Genomic DNA, 18,499 nt, shown 5'->3' with positions numbered 1-18,499 from the left:
TGGCCTGCGGTTACGATGCGCCGGTGCGCGTCGGCGCACACGGGGTGCGGGCCGCGACCGGCCCGGCGAGGGGAGAACGACTTGAACGGGCGTCCGATATCGGGGGCATCGGCACGGGGGCGCGGCGGCAGGAGACTGCCGGCGCTGGCGGCCGGGGCGCTGTTGCTGGCGGTGACCGCGTGCGGCGGGGGAGGGTCGGACCCCGGGTCCGGCGAGGCGAAGGCCAAGGAGCCGGGGGCCGTGCGGAGCGAGCAGTCGGAGGCGGTCGTCAGCATCACGCCCGCCAACGGCGCCGAGTCGGTCGACACCAGCGGGGCGCTGAAGGTCGGTGTCGCCGGGGGCAGGCTGACCGAGGTCGTCGTGAAGGACGGTGACGGGAAGCGGGTCGACGGGAAGATATCCGGGGACGGCGTCTCCTGGACGCCGTCCTCCCACCTGGCCGCCTCCACCGCGTACACGGTGCACGCGGTCGCCAAGGACGCCGCGGGCCGCACCGCCGCCGAGGACTCCCGCTTCACCACCCTGACGCCGAAGAACACCTTCATCGGCACCTTCACCCCCGAGGACGGCTCGACCGTCGGCGTCGGAATGCCCTTCTCGCTCCGCTTCACCCGGGGCATCACCCACCCCGAGGACGTCGAGCGGGCCATCAGTATCAAGACCGAGCCGGCCGTCGACGTCGAGGGCCACTGGTTCGGCAACGACCGCCTCGACTTCCGCCCGGAGAAGTACTGGAAGGCCGGCACCAAGGTCACTGTCGACCTGAACCTGAACGGCGTCGAGGGCCGCGACGGCGTCTACGGCGAGCAGGCCAAGAAGATCTCCTTCACCATCGGCCGCAGCCAGGTCTCCGTCGTCGACGCCGAGAAGCTCACCATGGAGGTGCGGCGGGACGGCCGGACCATCAAGACCGTCCCCGTCACCACCGGCGCCCCGGGCTACGAGACCTGGAACGGCCAGATGGTCATCAGCGAGAAGCTCTCGGTGACCCGGATGAACGGCGAGACGGTCGGCTACGGCGGCGAGTACGACATCAAGGACGTGCCGCACGCCATGCGCCTGACCACCTCCGGCACCTTCATCCACGGCAACTACTGGGGCGGCGACGCCTTCGGCAACCGCAACGCCAGCCACGGCTGCGTCGGCCTGCGCGACACGCAGGGCGGCTGGGACGAGGACGCGCCGGGCGCCTGGTTCTTCGCGAACTCGATGATCGGGGACGTGGTGGTCGTGAAGAACAGCGACGACGCCACGGTGGCCCCGGACAACGGCTTCAACGGCTGGAACATGTCCTGGGACAAGTGGAAGGCGTAGCCCTTATCCCACCGGGTTAATGCCCGTTAACCTGCGGGCATGACAGTGACCCTCGAAGTCGCGGACGGCGTCGGCACGCTGCGCCTGGACCGGCCGCCGATGAACGCCCTGGACGTCGCCACCCAGGACCGGATCAAGGAACTCGCCGAGGAGGCCGCCCACCGCACGGACGTCCGCGCGGTGGTGGTCTACGGCGGTGAGAAGGTGTTCGCGGCCGGCGCGGACATCAAGGAGATGCGGGCCATGGACCACACGGCGATGATCCTGCGGGCCCGCGCCCTCCAGGACTCCTTCACCGCCGTCGCCCGCATTCCCAAGCCGGTGGTCGCCGCCGTCACCGGGTACGCGCTCGGCGGCGGCTGCGAACTCGCCCTCTGCGCCGACTTCCGCGTCGCCGGCGACAACGCGAAGCTCGGCCAGCCGGAGATCCTGCTCGGCCTGATCCCCGGCGCCGGCGGCACCCAGCGGCTGGCCCGGCTGATCGGCCCCTCCAGGGCCAAGGACCTGATCTTCACGGGCCGCCAGGTCGGGGCCGGCGAGGCGCTGGCCCTCGGCCTGGTGGACCGCGTCGTCCCGGCCGCCGAGGTCTACGAGCAGGCCCGTGCCTGGGCCGCCGCGCTGGCCCGGGGCCCGGCGCTCGCCCTGCGCGCCGCCAAGGAGTCGGTCGACACCGGGCTGGAGACGGACCTCGACACCGGGCTCGCCGTCGAACGGAACTGGTTCGCGGGCCTGTTCGCCACAGAGGACCGCGAGCGCGGGATGCGCAGCTTCGTCGAGGAGGGGCCCGGCCGGGCGAAGTTCCTCTGAACGAGTGGCCGTTGACGCGGCGTACCGGCCGGGTCCCTCGTTGGAGCGGTTTATGACAGGCTTAAGGCAACCTTAAGCCTGTCGGGCCGACGAGGGCCGGCGGGCACCCCTGCTCGAACCGTCCGCCCAGTTCACGCGGTGATTTTCGATTCTCGATCTGCCACTGGCATATGCCGATCACCCCTCGCGCACCCCGGCCCGCACGGCGGCGCATTCCCCCGGAACGGCCCCGGAGCCCGCCGGGGGCGGCCATGATGGGGGCATGGCGGGGCTGGAGGACACGGGGCAGCCACGGGGAGCCGGACGTGCGACCGTTGCGCGCTGGTCGCCGGCGGTCGAGGACGAACACGCCCTCAGAGCAATGGAGTTGTACGGCAATCCCACGGAGGGCGAGGTTCCGCTCCCGTCCCGGCCGGAGTCCGCGGCCACCGCCCGCCGGCTCGCCCAGGTCGTCGTCCTGCGCGAGTGGCGGCTGAGTCCCAAGTTCGCCGAGGACACCGTCCTCCTCGTCTCCGAGCTGGTCGGCAACGCCGTACGGCACACCGGCGCCCGCGTCTTCGGCCTGCGCATGCGCCGCCGCCCCGGCTGGGCCCGCGTCGAGGTCCGTGACCCCTCCCGGGGGCTGCCCTGCCTGATCCCGGTCCAGCCGCTCGACCTCAGCGGGCGCGGCCTGTTCCTCGTCGACACGCTGGCCGACCGCTGGGGCGTCGACCTGCTGCCGCGCGGCAAGACGACGTGGTTCGAGATGCGCGTGGGCGACCGGTAGCGATCCCGGGCCTAGCGTGAAGTCCTGGCCCGTCGCAGGGAGTTCGCCGGACACGCCGCCCACGGGTGACATTCCGTGCGCGGCCCGTCCGGGGCCGCGATCCTGCCCGTCATGATCATCCATCGTCTGCGGCGCCGTGCCACCGCCGCCGTCCTCTCCCTCGCCGCCGTCCTCGCCACGTCGGCCGCCACGGTCCCCACGAGCGCCGCCACGGCCGCACCCGCCGCCCGCGCCGCCGCCCCGTCCTGCCCCGTCTTCGACGACAAGCTCAAGGCCGCCGCCGACCGCCGCGCCGACGTCGGCCGCATCACCCCCGAGCCCGTCTGGCGCACCACCTGCGGCACCCTCTACCGCAGCGACGGCCGCGGCCCCGACGTCATCTTCGAGCAGGGCTTCCACCCCAAGGACGTCGAGAACGGCCAGTACGACATCGAGAGCTACGTCCTCGTCAACCAGCCCTCCCCGTACGTGTCGACCTCCTACGACCACGACCTGTACAAGACCTGGTACAAGTCCGGCTGGAACTACTACATCGACGCACCCGGCGGCATCGACGTCAACAAGACCATCGGCGACACCCACCGGTGGGCCGACCAGGTCGAGGTCGCCTTCCCCGGCGGCGTCGACCGCGGTTACGTCATCGGCGTCTGCCCGGTCGACAAGAAGACCAAGACCGAGATCATGGACGAGTGCCGGAGCAACCCGCACTACCGCCCCTGGCACTGAGGCCCGCGGGCCGGAACGTTAATCTGACCTGCGTCAGTACGACGAGCAGAGCACAGGATGAGGGGCGGATCGGTGGCGGACATCGAGGAAGCACGCAGGCAGTTCGACCGGATCGACGCGGACGGCGACGGCCGCATCACCCCGGCCGAGTTCAAGACCGCCCTGGCGCAGGGCGGCGACTGGAACGTGACCGAGTCCGTCGCGGAGGCGATCATCAAGACCCGCGACCTGAACGGCGACAAGCTGCTCTCGTTCGACGAGTTCTGGGCCTTCCTGAACAAGTGACCCGCGCGGGACGGGACGCCCGGTACGGACAGCACCGGGCGTCCCCGGCCCCCGGCGAACCCCTCTCCGGGCGGAACCGACGGACCCGTTCGGGCGTACCGAGGAATAGCCACCGCGGTGGACCGGTTACCGATCCCCGACAGCGTTCTCGTACGCACGGCGTTCCACGACCCCGAAAGGCCAGGCGAGTCGGACGATGAAGATCGGCATCATCGGAGCGGGCAACATCGGCGGCAACCTCACCCGGCGGCTCACCGCCCTCGGCCACGAGGTGCGGGTCGCCAACTCCCGCGGCCCGCACACCCTCACGGCCCTCGCCGAGGAGACCGGCGCGACACCCGTCCCGGTCGAGGAGGCGGCCCGCGGCGCGGAGATCGCGGTGGTCACCGTCCCGCTGAAGGCGGTCCCGGACCTGCCCTCCGGCCTGTTCGCCGAGGCCGCCGAGGACCTGGCGGTCATCGACACCGGCAACTACTACCCGCGGCAGCGCGACGGCCGGATCGCCGGCATCGAGGACGAGGGGCTCACCGAGAGCCGCTGGACCGAACGCCACCTCGGCCACCCGGTGATCAAAGCCTTCAACGGCACCTACGCCCAGGACATCCTGGACCGCCCCCGCCCGACGGGCGACCCCGGCCGGATGGCCCTCCCGGTGGCGGGCGACGACGAGACGGCCAAGGCGAAGGTCCGGGCCCTCATCGACGACCTGGGCTTCGACACGGTCGACGCGGGCGGCCTCGACGACTCCTGGCGCCAGCAGCCGGGCACCCCGGTCTACGGCCTGCGCGGCGGCGTCGACGCGGTCACGAAGGCACTGACGGAGGCGTCACCGGAGCGCCCGGCGGACTTCCGGGGCTGAGCCCGCTCAGTCCTTCTGCGCCCATTTCTTCAGCGCGGCCCTGCTCTCGAAGTCGGCCACGTTCTTGTCCAGCGGCTCGGACGTGTACTGGTGGAAGCGCCATGTGGCCTTGATGCGGGGCTTACCCGCCGTCACGTAGTCGGCGATCCAGAGGGCGTCGCCGGCGTAGGACGTGGTGTCGACGTTCAGCCAGAAGTCGCGGTTGCAGTAGAGGATGATCCGGTGGTCGGGGCGCAGTGCCTTGAGCTTCTTGATGAAGCGGTCCTTCTCCGCGTTGCTCGCGTAGCCGCCGTCGCCGGTGCGCTCCCAGTCGACGGCGAGGATGTCACCGGCCCTGTCGGGGGCCTTGGCGACGAAGTATTCGGCCTGGGCGGTCAGGTTGCCCGGCCACAGGAAGTGGTAGAAGCCGACGACGAGACCGGCGTCGCGTCCCCGCTCGGTCTGGGCGGACAGCTTGGGATTGGTGTACGAACGGCCCTCCGTCGCCTTGATGAAGACGAAGGAGAGGCCGTCCGTGTCATAGGCGTCGGACTGGTATGCGCTGACGTCGATGCCGCGCAGCATGGGGACCCCCTGGGGTGCGGTTGTAACCCAAGTGCTCACAGGACATGGGATGGTGTTATGCCCTGTGGCGGCGCCGGTACGCCGGGCGTGCGGAAGCGCGGACTCCGGTGGTGGTGGACGCCGGTCGGATCAGGCGGCGGGGACCGCCGGGGCGTGCGGTTCCCCGCCGGCCGCTGCGGTCTCGCCCTCGTCCAGGGAGACGTCCTTGGTCTCCTTGCCGAGGAGGAGCGCGATCAGCGTCAGCACCGCCATCGAGGAGAGGTAGACGCCGACCAGCCAGGGCGAGCCGTCGCCGGCCTCCCAGAGCGCCACCGCGATGAACGGGGCGACGGCCGCGCCGAGGATCGAACTGACGTTGTACGAGATGCCCGAGCCGGTGTAGCGGACGCTGGTCGGGAAGAGTTCCGGCAGCAGCGCGCCCATCGGGCCGAAGGTCATGCCCATCAGGGTGAAGCCGAGGACCAGCCAGAGGACCACGCCGAGGGTGCCGAGGCCGATCAGCGGAACCCAGACCAGTCCGAAGACGATGATGCCGGCGGTGACCCAGATCAGGGTGGAGCGGCGGCCGTACCGGTCGGCGAGCGGGCCGGAGACCAGGGTGAACACGGCGAAGAAGAGCACACCGAAGATCATCATCAGGACGAAGGCGGTGTAGCTGTAACCGAGGCCCGGCACGGCGGCGTCCTTCGCGGTGCGGCCGTAGCTGAGCGAGAACGTGGTCATGAGGTAGAAGAGCACGTACGTCGCCAGCATGAAGAAGGTGCCGAGGGCCAGCTGCTTCCAGTGGCCCCGCACGACCGTGGCCAGCGGCAGCTTGCGGACCTTCCCGGTCTCCCGCGTCCTGGCGAACACCGCCGACTCCACCAGCCGGGACCGCACCCACAGGCCGATGGCGACCATCACCGCGGAGAACAGGAACGGGATGCGCCAGCCCCAGCTCGTGAACGCGTCGGAGGGCTGGGTGGGGTCGGCGCCGGCCGTGGACGGCAGGACCGCGCCGATGATCAGGAACAGGCCGTTGCCGATGATGAAGCCGAGCGGGGCGCCGAGCTGCGGGAAGGTGCCGTACAGGGCGCGCTTGCCCTTGGGGGCGTTCTCGGTGGCGACCAGGGCGGCGCCGCTCCACTCGCCGCCGAGCGCGAAGCCCTGGGCGAGCCGCATCAGGACGAGGAGCGCGGTGGCGACCCAGCCGGCCTGCGCGTAGGTGGGCAGGGCGCCGATGAGGAACGTGGCGATGCCCATGGTCAGCAGCGAGATCACCAGCGTCTTCTTGCGGCCGAGCCGGTCCCCGAGGTGTCCGAAGAAGACGGCGCCGATGGGGCGGGCGACCATCGCGGCGCCGAAGACCGCGAAGGAGGAGAGCAGGGCCGTGGTCGGGTCGCTGCTCGGGAAGAAGAGTGCGGGGAAGACCAGCACCGCCGCGGTCGCGTAGATGTAGAAGTCGTAGAACTCGATCGTCGTGCCGATGAGGCTGGCGATGAGGACACGGGAGCGCGGATTGACGGGGGTCTGGGCCGGGCCGGTTGCTGGTGCGGGCATGTCCTGGTCTTTCACGTGCGAAAGTGTGTGCCCGGCAACGATCCCAGGCGTCTTACGCCCTGGAAAGTGGATATCAGCATGTAAGACGCGGGTGAGCGGGACGCCGGCCGCGCGGCGGGGCCGGCGGTGGCTCAGGCGGGCCGCTCGGCCGTCTGGGTGCGGGGCCAGGGCAGGCCGTGCAGGCGCTCGATGCCGGAGTTGAAACGCCGCAGGTAATCCGCGAAGGCCGCGATGTCCTCCTCCGGCCAGTCCGCCATGATGCGGTCCAGGCTGCCGACGAGGAAGGCCCGCTCCTCGTCGAGGCGGCGCTCGCCCTCCTCGGTGATGCGGAACTTGCGCGCCAGACCGCCGTCGGGATCGGGGATGCGCTCGACCAGGCCGGCCCGCATGGCGGCGGCGGTCTGCCGGTTGAGGGTCGAGGCGTCGAGGCCGAAGGCGTCGCCGAGCTGGCCGATCGACATCGGGCCCTGGGTGCGGATGCGGCTGAGCAGGATGTAGGCGCTGCGGTCCAGCCGGCGGGTCCGCCGGCCCTTGTGCAGATGCATGTAGCGGCTCAGCAGCATCTGCTCGAACTCGACCTGGCCCGTGGCCCTGTCCGCGGTGTTCACGTGCCCTCTTCTCTGCGGTGCGGCTGCGCTGCGGCTGGTGGCGTGTCTCCGGTGCGCCCCCCGAATCCCATCATATGTAGCCAGCATGACATGTGGCAGATGCATGTGATGTGTAGGATGCACGTTGCGTCTCCGCGGAGATGCCGTTCCCCGTCGGCCGCGCATGCCTCCGCTTCACCCGCCATGCCTCCGTATGACCTTCGTATGCCTCCGTATGACCACGTGAAGGAGCCCCACATGGACGGCCCCCGGCCGACCCCTCGCTCAGGCGCCGCCGTCGCCACCCTCGCGCTGGCCGGCACGGTCGCCGCGATCATGCAGACCCTGGTGACCCCGCTGATCGCCGAGATGCCGCAGATCCTGGGCACCACGCCGTCGAACGCGGCCTGGGTGGTCACGGTCACGCTCCTCGTCGCGGGCGTGTGCGTCCCCGTCTCCGGGCGGCTCGGAGACCTGATGGGCAAGCGGCGGATGCTGCTCGTCTGCGCGGTGCCCCTGGTCGTCGGCTCGGTGGTGTGCGCCCTCGCCTCGTCCGTCGTACCGATGATCGTCGGCCGTGGCCTTCAGGGCATGGGCATGGGCATGGTGCCGCTCGGCATCGCGCTGCTGCGGGACGTGGTCCCCGCCGAGAAGCTGTCCGGCTCCATCGCCCTGGTCAGCGCCTCCATGGGGATCGGCGGCGCGATCGGCCTGCCGCTGGCCGCGGCCGTCGCGCAGTACGCGGACTGGCGGGTGCTGTTCTGGGGTTCGGCCGCGCTGGCCCTGGCGACCGGTGTGCTGATCTTCGTCTTCGTCCCGGACGTGCCGGCCGGCGCGAAGGGGCAGCGCTTCGACGCGCCGGGCGCCGTCGGTCTCGCCATCGGCCTGGTCTCGCTGCTGCTGGCGATCTCCAAGGGCGGCGACTGGGGCTGGACCTCGGGCACCACCCTGGGCCTGTTCGCGCTCGCCGTCGTCGCCCTCGCCGTCTGGGGCCGGTACGAACTGCGCACCCGGGAGCCGCTGGTCGACCTGCGCACCACCGCCCGCCCCCGGGTGCTGTTCACCAACGCCTCGTCGATCCTCATCGGCGTCGGCATGTACGCCTTCATGCTGATCGCCCCGCAGCTGCTCCAGTTCCCCGAGGCCACCGGGTACGGCCTGGGCCAGTCGATGCTGGCGGCCGGCCTGTACCTGGCGCCCGGCGGCGTGATGATGATGCTGGTCTCCCCGCTCGGCGGAAAGCTGATCAACGCCCGCGGCCCGAAGTTCACCCTCATCTGCGGCGCGCTCGTCATCGCCGTCGGCTACGGGGTGGCCCTGCCGCTCATGGGGACCGCCTGGGGCCTGATGGTCGCCGGGATCGTCATCAACAGCGGTGTCGCCCTCGCCTACGGAGCGATGCCCGCGCTGATCATGAGCGCCGTACCGCTCTCCGAGACCGCCGCCGCCAACGGCTTCAACGCCCTGATGCGCTCGCTCGGCACGACCATCGGCTCGGCGGTGATCGGCGTGGTCCTGGCGCAGATGACGGTCACGATGGGCGGCCACACCCTCGCCTCCGAGGACGGCTTCCGCACCGGTCTGCTCATCGGCTGCGGCGTGGCCGTGGTCTCCGCCGCCGTCGCCCTGCTCATCCCCGCGGTACGCACCGCGGGCGGCGACCCGGAGAAGGCCGGGGCCCCGGCCGACCCGGCCCCGGCTCGGGCCTGACGGGCCCCGTCCGGCGGGCAACCGGGGGTCAGGCCCGTCCGCAGAGGCCGAGCGAGGCGCGGACCAGGGCCAGGCCCTCCGTCCTCCAGCGGTCCCGGTCGGGCATCCGGTCCGCGCGGCGCCAGCGCCAGGCCGCGAACATGGCCCAGTCCACGGCACGGCACCGGTGCAGGAGGTCCGGGTCGGCCCCCGCGTAGTGCTCCGCCACACCGTCGGGAGCGTGGGCGAGGTCGAACTCGACCGGCCCGCGGCAGCACGTGGCGAGGTCCACGAAGAGCGGCCCCCGCTCCGTGGCGAGGAGATTGCCCTCGTGCGGCTCTCCGTGCAGCAACTGGTCGCGGGACCGGTCCGCGCCGATGGCGGCGCTCACCTCGCCCAGGGTGCGGGCGAGGAGGTCCCGGTCGGCGTCGGACAGGTCGGGTGACCGCTCCCGGTCGGTCACCTCCCGCAGCGCGCGGGCGGCCCGGTCGGTGAAGTGGGGCGCGTCCAGCTCGACCCGGCGCAGGGCGGCGTGCTGCCGCATGAGCACGTCCGCGTACGCGGCCGGCGTGATCTGCGCCGCCACCGGCGCGTAGTAGATCCACAGCGAGACGGCGAGTCCGTCCCGTACGTACACGCGGGGTTCGACCCGGGGGTCCAGCCCGCCCACCGGGGCGTCGACGGCCGCCAGCCGGCGGGCCACCTCGACCTCGAACGCGGAGTCGGCCAGCTGCCCCGGCGGCGCGACCCGGGCCAGCACGTCGCACGGGAGCAGGCGCAGCGCCACCCGGTCCGAGTCGTGGACGACGACCACGTCGTCCACGCGCAGCCCCAGCTCCGTGGCGGTCGCGCGGGCCGCCTCGACGGCCCGGCGCAGTTCCGCAGGCTCCACGTGATCCTCCTCAGCACTCGATGATGTTGACCGCCAGCCCGCCCCGCGCCGTCTCCTCGTTCGCGACGGACCTGTTCGCGCCGTGTCGCACCATGCGGCCATGAGGTCCCCCAGTGCCAGGTGCCATCGCGGTGAGCCCCGCTGCCCGTACCGGGCATCAAGCGAGCGTAGCGGTCGGGCGCGACCTTCGGTGCCGAGTGCCCGAGCCACTCGCGTGAGCACGCCATGGTCTTGGTGTCGCTCACCCGCTGGGGCTTGACTCCCTCTAATCCTTGGGAGTGAGCACCACATAGGTGACGGCTGTCCCGTCATCCATGACGCCCCTGAAGAACTGTTCGTTCAGCAACGGTGAAGTGGTGAGAACGGATGCCAGGACGCCTGCGGCCGAAGCGAGGAATTCCACAACCGCAGGCGCGCCCACGAGGAGTGCGTCCTCGATTGCCTTCTGACCCGTCTCCGTCAGGAGGTCCGTCAAGAGCTCGCTGATGGTTTCCTCGACCTCACTCGGAGGGTCAGCCGGGCCGTTGTAGATCTGCACGTAGTAGCCGCGCTCCTGGCGTGGACCGACCGTGATCCGTGCGTCGTCCCGAATTGGCTTGCCCTGCGGTGCCTGTGACGGTATCGGGATCAAGGTGCCGTCCGGGTCGGGGGCGGCTTCGAATCGGGTCGTGTCGTCGCTTGCCGGGTTGGGAAGTGTGTCTGCCATGATCAGACCCTCCGAAATGCGAGTGGGTCGACATCGAATGGAGCAGGTCAGGGGTTGAGGATGATGCCGAGTGCGGTCGCGCGCCGGACGCCGTTCTCACTCATCAGCTCCGCCACGGCGGCGTTGAAGTTCGCGAGGGCCTCGTTCTCCTCGAAACCGTCCGCCTCGAGTCCGGCGACGATATGCTCCGGATAGAGTCGGCTGGCCAGCACTTTGCCATTGCCCAGCGTGTGAAGCGTCAGGCGGTGGAGAACGTCGTCCGCGGCCGGGTCGACCTCGAACAGGACGTAAGCGCGCACGATCATGGTCTCAACCCCAAGTGGTGCACCAGGCGCCACCCCGTCCCCGCCGGGGTGGATCTCATTCCACGCGGTACGTGACGTAGTACGCGGATCCTTGTGAGTCGTTCTTGGCGAGCTTGGCGAGGCTTCCCTGCCCCCAGGTCCCCTTCTTCGATCTGGCACGAGCCCAGGTGCTCGTGACCGGACGTGTCTTCGTCCCCGAGGGAGATGTTCTGGGGGAACGCGACATCGATCATGACGTTGACCGGTGCCGAAGCTCCGGCCTCCACTTCCGTCGAGGCCTCGCCCTCGACGAGGGGCCGGGGCCAGAAGGAGTTGTCCAGTCCGTCGTACGGGGTCTTCGTCATGTAGAGGTCGTCCGGCCACTCGCCGGCGGTGTCGATCACCGCCGCGACTGCGGGAGGCGACTTGATGGACTCGTCCAGCTGGAACACGTCCGGGACGAGCGCGGCCGCCAGTTCTGCCAGCCGGTTCAAGACCTCGATATCCGTCCCGCTGGACGGCCGCACACAGAAGACATTCTCGATAGTTGCCGTGGCCATGGTCTGGCTCCTCCGTTCGCCACGGGCACCCCGAGTACCTTCCAGGGTAGGCCTTCCCGGTGCGCGTCGCAGCTTCAACCAGCCGATCGGACTGCGGTGTTCGCACTCGCGCCCGGTGTGATGGTGGTCGCGAGTCACTGGTCGTGCCGCGGTGTGAAGTGGCGGTCGCCGGGCGTGGAATCCGCCGCCCGGGGACCGGGTACTGCAGGTCGCCGTGTACCGGCACTCCGACATGAAGCCGCGCCAACTCGTGGCGTGTCCCGCGCAGAACCCCTTCCCCGCGCAATCCGTACGGGCACCGCTCCCATCGCGGACGGATCTCCGGTCCCGTACGGCCGCAGACGACGGGTCCGGACGGTGATCACCCGCGGGCTTGACTGGAAGACTCGGACGCTGAGGAACACACTGGGAGTAGACGCTGAAGGCGGCCGTTAGGACATCGGCCAGGAGTTGTTCCGTGGTCGAGTGCGCAGGCGGTTCTGCCCACGAGGCGTTGTCGGTCCAGCAGCTCCCGCATCTATGGGTGAGGCGTCATGCTTCCCGATTACTATCCCTACATACGTGACACCGTGACGATCACGAAGAGGTTGAACGAATTCTGTGCACGACCCAGTATCGGACCGGTCTTTCTGATCGGGCGCATAGTGCAGCATGAGGCTGGCTGCGATCTGCAGGTGACCGCGAATCGAGTCATCATCGTCGCCGATGTCTACGACGGCACGAACGGGATGATCGATGCCAGCGCTTCGAGCAGAGGCGGGTCCGGCGGTACGGTCACGGTGATGTGCCGACGGTCGATCAACGCACGGGTGAATGCCTCCGGCGGAATCGGAACCGCCGGGGCGGCCGGGGCCGCCGGGGCGCCGGGGGCGCCCGGTTACCACAGCGACGGCTCCTGGGAGACCGTCACAGATCCGGTAACGGGGGAGACCCGCGACGTATGGCATCCCGATGTGGACATACCGGGTGTCGATCCCACCAACGGCGGTCCGGGCGGTCCGGGCGGTCCGGGCGGTGCAGGCGGGTCGATCACATTCACCAGTATCGAAGACACGATGCCACCGGATCTCTCGGCCGCCGGCGGGGCGGGCGGTCCAGGCGGTCCTGGCGGGGCGGCCGCGCAGGGCCCCTACAGCGCAGGTTCTGTGGACGGGGATACCGGAGTGGACGGACCCTGGGGCGCCGCTGGCCAGGTCAACGTCACCACCCTCGGCGAAGCCGACTACGTCTCCGGTCTCCGGCCGTTGCTCGACAGCACCGGGCCGTCGTACGCGAACTACTGGGCCCCTTACCGCATCGCCACCGGTGAGTACTTCTACCGCCTGTACAACCCGAATGTGCCGGACGGCCCCAAGAACGGAGCCCTCGCGGCGGTCGAGTTCAAACGGGCGCTGGAACTGCAACCCGACAATGCGGACGCGATCCGCCTGCAACGCCAGCTAGTCGGTTTCGCTCCGGCGCCCGGCGCGGTGTGGATCGGCGGCGGCACCAATGCGCTGGGTCTGCCACACGATCTGGACGTGGTGCCCAACTTCGACACATACATCGACGCATTCACCCGATTCCTGACGCCTGTTCTGGAGTTTCTCGGCATCGGCATCGACGGGATCTTGGAGTCCGAGACAATCGGTCATCTGTCCGAGATCGCTGGTCAACTGTCGCTGCAGGCGGTGGCAGCCCGTGAGGACGCCGACCGTTCCCTGGGCATCGCCAAGACAGAGCTGGAGCATGCCGACAATGATGTCGCCTACGCACAGTCCGAGCTGGACCAGGCGACCGCCGCCATCAGCAGGGCAATCGTCGCGGCCCAAGAGCAGCCGGACCCGCCGGAGATCTCCTTCGGCGGGATCGTGGCGACCATTGCCGAGGTCGGCGGTGCGGTCTTGAGCGTGGTGGCCGCCGTCCCCACCGGTGGAGCAAGCCTGGTCGCCTTGGCGCCGAGCCTCATGATGCTCGCCGACACCGTATTCGACAGCGCGGCACCGATCGCCCAAGCACTGCTGGGTGGTGACGCCACGGACCTTGAGCAGATCAGGGCTGCGTACAACGCGGTCGACCACGATGCTTCCGCTGTCATCAATGCCCACCGAGTCGTCAACTTCGTCACCGTCGCGCGGAGGCTTGCTGAGATCACGACGGACCAGAACGCACCCCACGTGGCTCTGATCAGGCGTGGCACCGAACTCGCCCACGAACTGCTGCTCGCCCGCAACCGCGCCGTGCTCGCCCGCCAGCGCGTCGACGCGGGCACCGCGGGGTTGGCCCGCGCGCACGACGTCGCCGCACAGGCGGATGCCCTGCAGCGCAAGCAGCATCTGGATGCGGAGGCGATCAAGCAAGCGGGACTGTTGGCGATCTCCACCGCTCAGACGAAGGCCGACGTACTGCTGCGCCTCGCGTTTCGGGCGAAGCGGTCGGTCGAGATCTACACACTGAAGAACGAGGACGCCAACTTCCCCCTCGATGCCGGCCGGATCTCCCCCGACCTCGCGACCGATTACTACGAGCGAGAGATCGACGAAGCCAGGCTCGTGAGTGAGCTGACGTCGTCGTGGGGGAAGGTGCTCGCCCTGGCCGACATGCAGAACGACTACATCGAATACTTCGACAGACCGCTCGACAAGGACTGGATGAGGCGATCGTTCAAAGCCTCGGACCCGCAGGTGGTCGAATTGAAGTCACTGCACCGCTTCGCCTTTACGATCGATCCGGTCGTCGATGTGCCGGACGGCCATTTCGATGCGAAGATCAGGAGTATCCGGTTGGCGCTCATCGGGGCTTCTCACCCCGAGGGTGAGATCTCGTGCGAGGTGCGGCACGACGGTAAGTATCAGCAGCGCCGGCCCGACAAGACCGTGACGACCCAGTGGTTGCTGCCCAAGGTCAGCACTCGTAACGCCAAGACGACGCCGCTGCTGCCCGACGAGATCGGCGATGACTCACCCCTGGACGCGCCCAGATCGCTGGCGTTCTGGGGGCGAGGCGTCGGCGGGAGATGGCAAGTGACGATCCCGCAGCAGCAGTTCGATTCGGGGCTGGACCTGAGCGGGCTGACGCAGATCCAAGTGTGGATCGGATACCAGTTCCTGCACAGCTGACCCCGTCAACGAGCTACGGGGCCAGAAACCTCTCGACCTCGCGTGTTGAGGGCAGGCGGCACGACGGCCGACTTCGCCATGCCCGGTGTTCCTCCCGCTGGAATTCGAGGGACTCGCCCCGGACTCCGCGCTCCTGGTGGGCACGGCAGCCACTGGATCACCCTGTCTCACCGCCGGACCGGGGCCGACCACCGGTCGGGCTCCAGCTCCTGAAGGGATTCAGCCAGTCCGCGGCACATCAACCAGGGACGCTCCCCGACCCGGAACTCGCCCGGCTGCTCGATCTCCTCGTCGGCCGGTCAGCTGGAGAAGCAGAAGTACTTCCAGGCGCCGTGCGTGGTGGAGTTCACCGTGTCCCCGGAGGTGCCGTTGACGTAGGAGGAGCGGACTCGCGCGCGGATGCCGGACTGACCCGCGTGGCCGAGGCTGACCACCGACTTTCCGCCGGCGCCGAGGGCGACGTACTCGGCGCCGCTGTCGTACCACTTGCCGCCCGAGTGGACCTGGGCCTGCAGCCGGTGCTTGCGGCCCTCGTGGTAGGTCATCGTCGTGGTGGCGATGACGTCGGCGTTCCTGTGGAAGTAGTAGTACGTCGTGCTGCCGATCTTGCCGGTCTTGTAGTACTTGGTGAGGGTCGTGGAGACCTTCACCTTGGCGTAGGCCGTGGCCTTGACCGTTCTCGGGGCGTAGCGGGCGTCGCCCTTGAAGACCGCAGTGAGGGTGGTGTCACGGCTCATGAGGGTGGCCCAGAGGTTGCCGCTCTTGTTGACCTTGCCGGTCTTGACCAGCTTCTTCGGCTTGTCGGCGCCGAAGGGGTCGGCCCAGATCTCGACGGAGCGGTTCTTGTACGTGGTGCCGAGGTGGGCGGCGAAGGCGACGTCGGTGCCGTGGGCGTACACCTTGCCGTTGTTGTTCAGGGTCAGGGCCGGGGTCGCGCGCGAGACGGTGACCGTGTCGGAGGCGGTCGCCGCGGTATGCGCCGTGTCGCCCGCGTAGGTCACCGTGTACCGCACGGAACCGCCGGCCGGCGGGGTGTCCGTGAAGGAGAACTTGCCGCCGGAGCCGAGGGATCTGGTGCCGAGGGACTTGCCCTTCGGCGAGTCCAGATCGGTGCGGGTGACGGTCAGCGGCGTCCCGGCGGGCAGCGCGAGACCGGAGGCGAGACTGCCCTTGGCCGTGAGGGGCTTGCCCCGGGTCGCCGTGCTGGGGGCGTCGGCCTTCAGGGTGGCGACCTACTTGCGCGGCGCGGCGACGGCGTTGAACTGCATGGCGTCGGCCGAGCCGGTCGGCACGAACAGCTTGCCGCCGTCGTGCGACCAGTCCGTGGAGTGTCCGCCCCAGGGCATCCAGCTGTGCGACAGGTTCCGGATACTGGGTCGGCGGGTGGGGTCGCCGCCGGAAGACGTAGGTGTCACCGAGGTCGTCGGTGTCCAGGACGGTGGCCGCGTTCGTGCCGTCCTCGGCGACGGCGACCGTCTCCGGTTCGGAGGCGACCGGATAGGTGCGCACCTGCGCCAGGTCGGCGAGGCGGTACTCGGTGAGCGCCCGGTTGCCGGGCCCCGCCACGATGACGTTGTGGCCGTCCGGGGTGAGATCGGCGTCGTTGTAGAAGCCGCCCTTGTTCGCGGAGACCCGGATGGCCGGTGTGCCGGTCGAGATGTCGTAGACGATGATCGGGCCGGAGCTGATGCCGGCGTCGAGGGCGAGGAGGGTCCCCGGGTTGTCGGGGTCGGCGTACAGCTGCGGCGTGGATGCGAAGTCGTGTCCGGCCGCGAGGCCCAGCGTCACGGTCGGGGTCTCGGCCGTCAGGTCGACGGCACCGAGGTCGGAGTCCCACTGGTCCCCGTAGCCGAACCAGAGCCTGCCGTCGGCGAGGACCAGGCTGGACGGGGCGGTCTTCTCCCCCGTCGGATACGCGGCGGTCCGCCGGAGGGTCGCCGTGTCGAAGGCGGCGATCTCGTCGGTCCCCTCGACCGCGGCGTACAGCGTCGTGGCGTCCGGGCTCAGCTCCAGGTCCTGGACCTGCGGCAGCCCGGTCAGGGTGGCGGTGACCTTCCCGGTGTAGTCGGTGACGACGATCCGGCCGTGATAGCTGTCGCTGAGGTACACGCGCTGGTGCGGGCCGTCGACGACGGTGTCCTGCGCCTCCCAGACCGCGAGCGGCCTGCTGGAGTCGGCCGAGGCCGGTGTGGCGCACAGCGCCACCGAGCTGAAGACGAGCGCCAGCGTGGTGGCGGGCCTGAGAGTGCGTCTGCGCACGGTGATGCCGGACCCCCGGTACGAAGATGGATGAGGTGCCACCGCTCCGGGTGGCCGCGTCGGATCCGCCCGTGACCAGGGGCGCGTGTGGTGAACGCGGGAAGATCACGTCATGCCGCCGACAGGGTGCGCGGGCGGCCGGCCGCGACGGCCCGTGCGCTCAGCACTCGATGATGTTGACCGCCAGCCCGCCCCGCGCCGTCTCCTTGTACTTCACGGACATGTCGGCGCCGGTCTCCTTCATGGTCTTGATGACCTTGTCCAGGGACACCTTGTGCGAACCGTCGCCGCGCATCGCCATCCGGGCCGCCGTGACCGCCTTCACCGCCGCCATGCCGTTGCGCTCGATGCAGGGGATCTGGACGAGGCCGCCGACCGGGTCACAGGTGAGGCCGAGGTTGTGCTCCATGCCGATCTCGGCCGCGTTCTCCACCTGCTCGGGCGATCCGCCGAGCACCTCGGCCAACGCGCCCGCCGCCATCGAGCAGGCGGAGCCGACCTCGCCCTGGCAGCCGACCTCGGCGCCGGAGATCGAGGCGTTCTCCTTGAACAGCATGCCGATCGCGCCGGCCGCGAGCAGGAAGCGGACCACGCCCTCCTCGTCGGCGCCCGGCACGAAGTTCATGTAGTAGTGCAGGACCGCCGGGATGATGCCCGCCGCGCCGTTGGTGGGGGCGGTGACGACCCGGCCGCCGGCCGCGTTCTCCTCGTTCACGGCCATGGCGTACAGGGTGATCCACTCCATGGCCAGCGCCCGCGCGTCGCCCTCGGAGCGGAGCTTGCGCGCGGTGGTGGCGGCGCGGCGGCGGACCTTGAGGCCGCCGGGCAGGATGCCCTCGCGGGACATGCCGCGCTCCACGCACGCCCGCATCACCCGCCAGATCTCCAGCAGACCGGCGCGGATCTCGTCCTCGGTTCGCCAGGCGCGCTCGTTCTCCAGCATCAGGGCGGAGATGGACAGGCCGGTCTCGCGGGTCAGACGCAGCAGCTCGTCCCCCGTGCGGAAGGGGTACTTCAGCACGGTGTCGTCGAGCTTGATGCGGTCCGCGCCGACCGCGTCCTCGTCGACGACGAAGCCGCCGCCCACCGAGTAGTACGTCTTGGCCAGCAGCTCCGTGCCCGCCGCGTCGTACGCCCACAGGGTCATGCCGTTGGCGTGGTACGGGAGGGTCTCGCGCCGGTGCAGGACCAGGTCCGCGTCGAAGTCGAACGGGATCTCGTGCTCGCCGAGGAGGTGCAGCCGGCCGTCGGCCTTGATCCGCTCCACCCGGGCGTCGGCCGACTCGACGTCCACCGTGCGCGGGGAGTCGCCCTCCAGGCCGAGCAGCACCGCCTTGGGGGTGCCGTGGCCGTGGCCGGTGGCGCCGAGGGAGCCGTACAGCTCCGCGCGGACCGAGGCGACGGAGCCGAGCAGGCCCTCGTTGCCCAGCCGGCGGGCGAAGATGCGGGCCGCGCGCATCGGGCCGACCGTGTGCGAGCTCGACGGCCCGATGCCGATCGAGAACAGGTCGAAGACCGAGATGGCCACGGAAGACTCCTCAAAGCGGGGGTGGTGCGGGGAGGG

General features: G+C 70.0%; 17 protein-coding genes and 1 pseudogene. 9 read left to right on the top strand and 9 right to left on the bottom strand.

What is annotated here, in order from left to right; genetic code table 11:
• Positions 1–81: 81 nt before the first annotated feature.
• The 6 genes and pseudogenes from Sdagh_RS12830 to Sdagh_RS12805 all read left to right on the top strand — a co-directional run.
• Positions 82–1,314, top strand: coding sequence for a L,D-transpeptidase (locus tag Sdagh_RS12830; protein ID WP_372478444.1), 1,233 nt, complete (start codon positions 82–84; stop codon positions 1,312–1,314).
• 39 nt (positions 1,315–1,353) lie between these two features.
• Complete coding sequence (locus tag Sdagh_RS12825) at positions 1,354–2,121, top strand: enoyl-CoA hydratase/isomerase family protein (protein ID WP_190077456.1); 768 nt, start codon at positions 1,354–1,356, stop codon at positions 2,119–2,121.
• Between the two features lie 262 nt (positions 2,122–2,383).
• Positions 2,384–2,887, top strand: a complete 504-nt coding sequence (locus tag Sdagh_RS12820; protein WP_189419910.1) for an ATP-binding protein — start codon at positions 2,384–2,386, stop codon at positions 2,885–2,887.
• Between the two features lie 111 nt (positions 2,888–2,998).
• Complete coding sequence (locus Sdagh_RS12815; RefSeq protein WP_189419908.1) at positions 2,999–3,613, top strand: ADP-ribosyltransferase; 615 nt, start codon at positions 2,999–3,001, stop codon at positions 3,611–3,613.
• A 72-nt stretch (positions 3,614–3,685) separates the two neighbouring features.
• Positions 3,686–3,898, top strand: a complete 213-nt coding sequence (locus Sdagh_RS12810) for an EF-hand domain-containing protein (RefSeq protein WP_190077455.1) — start codon at positions 3,686–3,688, stop codon at positions 3,896–3,898.
• A gap of 175 nt (positions 3,899–4,073) precedes the next feature.
• Positions 4,074–4,757: pseudogene (locus Sdagh_RS12805) on the top strand (NADPH-dependent F420 reductase); the annotation flags it as partial.
• A 6-nt stretch (positions 4,758–4,763) separates the two neighbouring features.
• Here Sdagh_RS12805 and Sdagh_RS12800 read toward each other — a convergent pair.
• The 3 genes from Sdagh_RS12800 to Sdagh_RS12790 form a co-directional block, all read right to left on the bottom strand.
• Entirely contained in the window at positions 4,764–5,321 is a 558-nt protein-coding gene (locus Sdagh_RS12800) for a glycoside hydrolase family 25 protein (protein WP_189419903.1), read from the bottom strand.
• A gap of 129 nt (positions 5,322–5,450) precedes the next feature.
• Positions 5,451–6,860, bottom strand: coding sequence for an MFS transporter (locus Sdagh_RS12795; protein WP_190077470.1), 1,410 nt, complete (start codon positions 6,858–6,860; stop codon positions 5,451–5,453).
• A 131-nt stretch (positions 6,861–6,991) separates the two neighbouring features.
• On the bottom strand, positions 6,992–7,423 hold the full coding sequence (locus Sdagh_RS12790; protein ID WP_226535340.1) for a MarR family winged helix-turn-helix transcriptional regulator: 432 nt from the start codon (positions 7,421–7,423) through the stop codon (positions 6,992–6,994).
• 282 nt (positions 7,424–7,705) lie between these two features.
• Between Sdagh_RS12790 and Sdagh_RS12785 the strand changes: the two genes are divergently transcribed.
• Entirely contained in the window at positions 7,706–9,157 is a 1,452-nt protein-coding gene (locus tag Sdagh_RS12785) for an MFS transporter (protein WP_190077453.1), read from the top strand.
• Between the two features lie 28 nt (positions 9,158–9,185).
• Here Sdagh_RS12785 and Sdagh_RS12780 read toward each other — a convergent pair whose 3' ends face one another.
• The 4 genes from Sdagh_RS12780 to Sdagh_RS12765 all read right to left on the bottom strand — a co-directional run bounded on the left by Sdagh_RS12780 (position 9,186) and on the right by Sdagh_RS12765 (position 11,578).
• Positions 9,186–10,028, bottom strand: coding sequence for an aminoglycoside phosphotransferase family protein (locus Sdagh_RS12780; RefSeq protein WP_226535087.1), 843 nt, complete (start codon positions 10,026–10,028; stop codon positions 9,186–9,188).
• A 265-nt stretch (positions 10,029–10,293) separates the two neighbouring features.
• Positions 10,294–10,734, bottom strand: coding sequence for a Rieske (2Fe-2S) protein (locus tag Sdagh_RS12775; protein ID WP_190077452.1), 441 nt, complete (start codon positions 10,732–10,734; stop codon positions 10,294–10,296).
• A 47-nt stretch (positions 10,735–10,781) separates the two neighbouring features.
• Entirely contained in the window at positions 10,782–11,039 is a 258-nt protein-coding gene (locus Sdagh_RS12770) for a hypothetical protein (protein ID WP_190077451.1), read from the bottom strand.
• On the bottom strand, positions 11,036–11,578 hold the full coding sequence (locus Sdagh_RS12765) for a hypothetical protein (protein WP_190077450.1): 543 nt from the start codon (positions 11,576–11,578) through the stop codon (positions 11,036–11,038). Before Sdagh_RS12765 ends, Sdagh_RS12770 begins: the two co-directional genes overlap by 4 nt.
• A gap of 569 nt (positions 11,579–12,147) precedes the next feature.
• Between Sdagh_RS12765 and Sdagh_RS12760 the strand changes: the two genes are divergently transcribed.
• Positions 12,148–14,676 (top strand): coiled-coil domain-containing protein, encoded by a 2,529-nt coding sequence (locus Sdagh_RS12760; RefSeq protein ID WP_190077449.1) that lies wholly within the window; start codon positions 12,148–12,150, stop codon positions 14,674–14,676.
• A gap of 299 nt (positions 14,677–14,975) precedes the next feature.
• On the opposite strand, the gene Sdagh_RS12755 is transcribed toward Sdagh_RS12760, so the two are convergent.
• The gene (locus Sdagh_RS12755) at positions 14,976–15,689 is read right to left on the bottom strand and encodes a hypothetical protein (RefSeq protein ID WP_226535084.1); all 714 of its coding nucleotides are present in this window, start codon (positions 15,687–15,689) and stop codon (positions 14,976–14,978) included.
• 1,121 nt (positions 15,690–16,810) lie between these two features.
• Between Sdagh_RS12755 and Sdagh_RS12750 the strand changes: the two genes are divergently transcribed.
• Complete coding sequence (locus Sdagh_RS12750; protein ID WP_226535082.1) at positions 16,811–16,969, top strand: hypothetical protein; 159 nt, start codon at positions 16,811–16,813, stop codon at positions 16,967–16,969.
• A 126-nt stretch (positions 16,970–17,095) separates the two neighbouring features.
• Here the strand turns inward: Sdagh_RS12750 and Sdagh_RS12745 are convergent, their stop codons facing one another.
• Positions 17,096–18,463, bottom strand: a complete 1,368-nt coding sequence (locus Sdagh_RS12745) for an L-serine ammonia-lyase (RefSeq protein WP_189419892.1) — start codon at positions 18,461–18,463, stop codon at positions 17,096–17,098.
• Positions 18,464–18,499 lie beyond the last annotated feature (36 nt).

It is taken from the genome of Streptomyces daghestanicus (assembly GCF_020521275.1).
GTDB classification, from domain to species: domain Bacteria; phylum Actinomycetota; class Actinomycetes; order Streptomycetales; family Streptomycetaceae; genus Streptomyces; species Streptomyces griseoviridis.
This window is presented reverse-complemented; position numbering and strand designations above follow the sequence as displayed.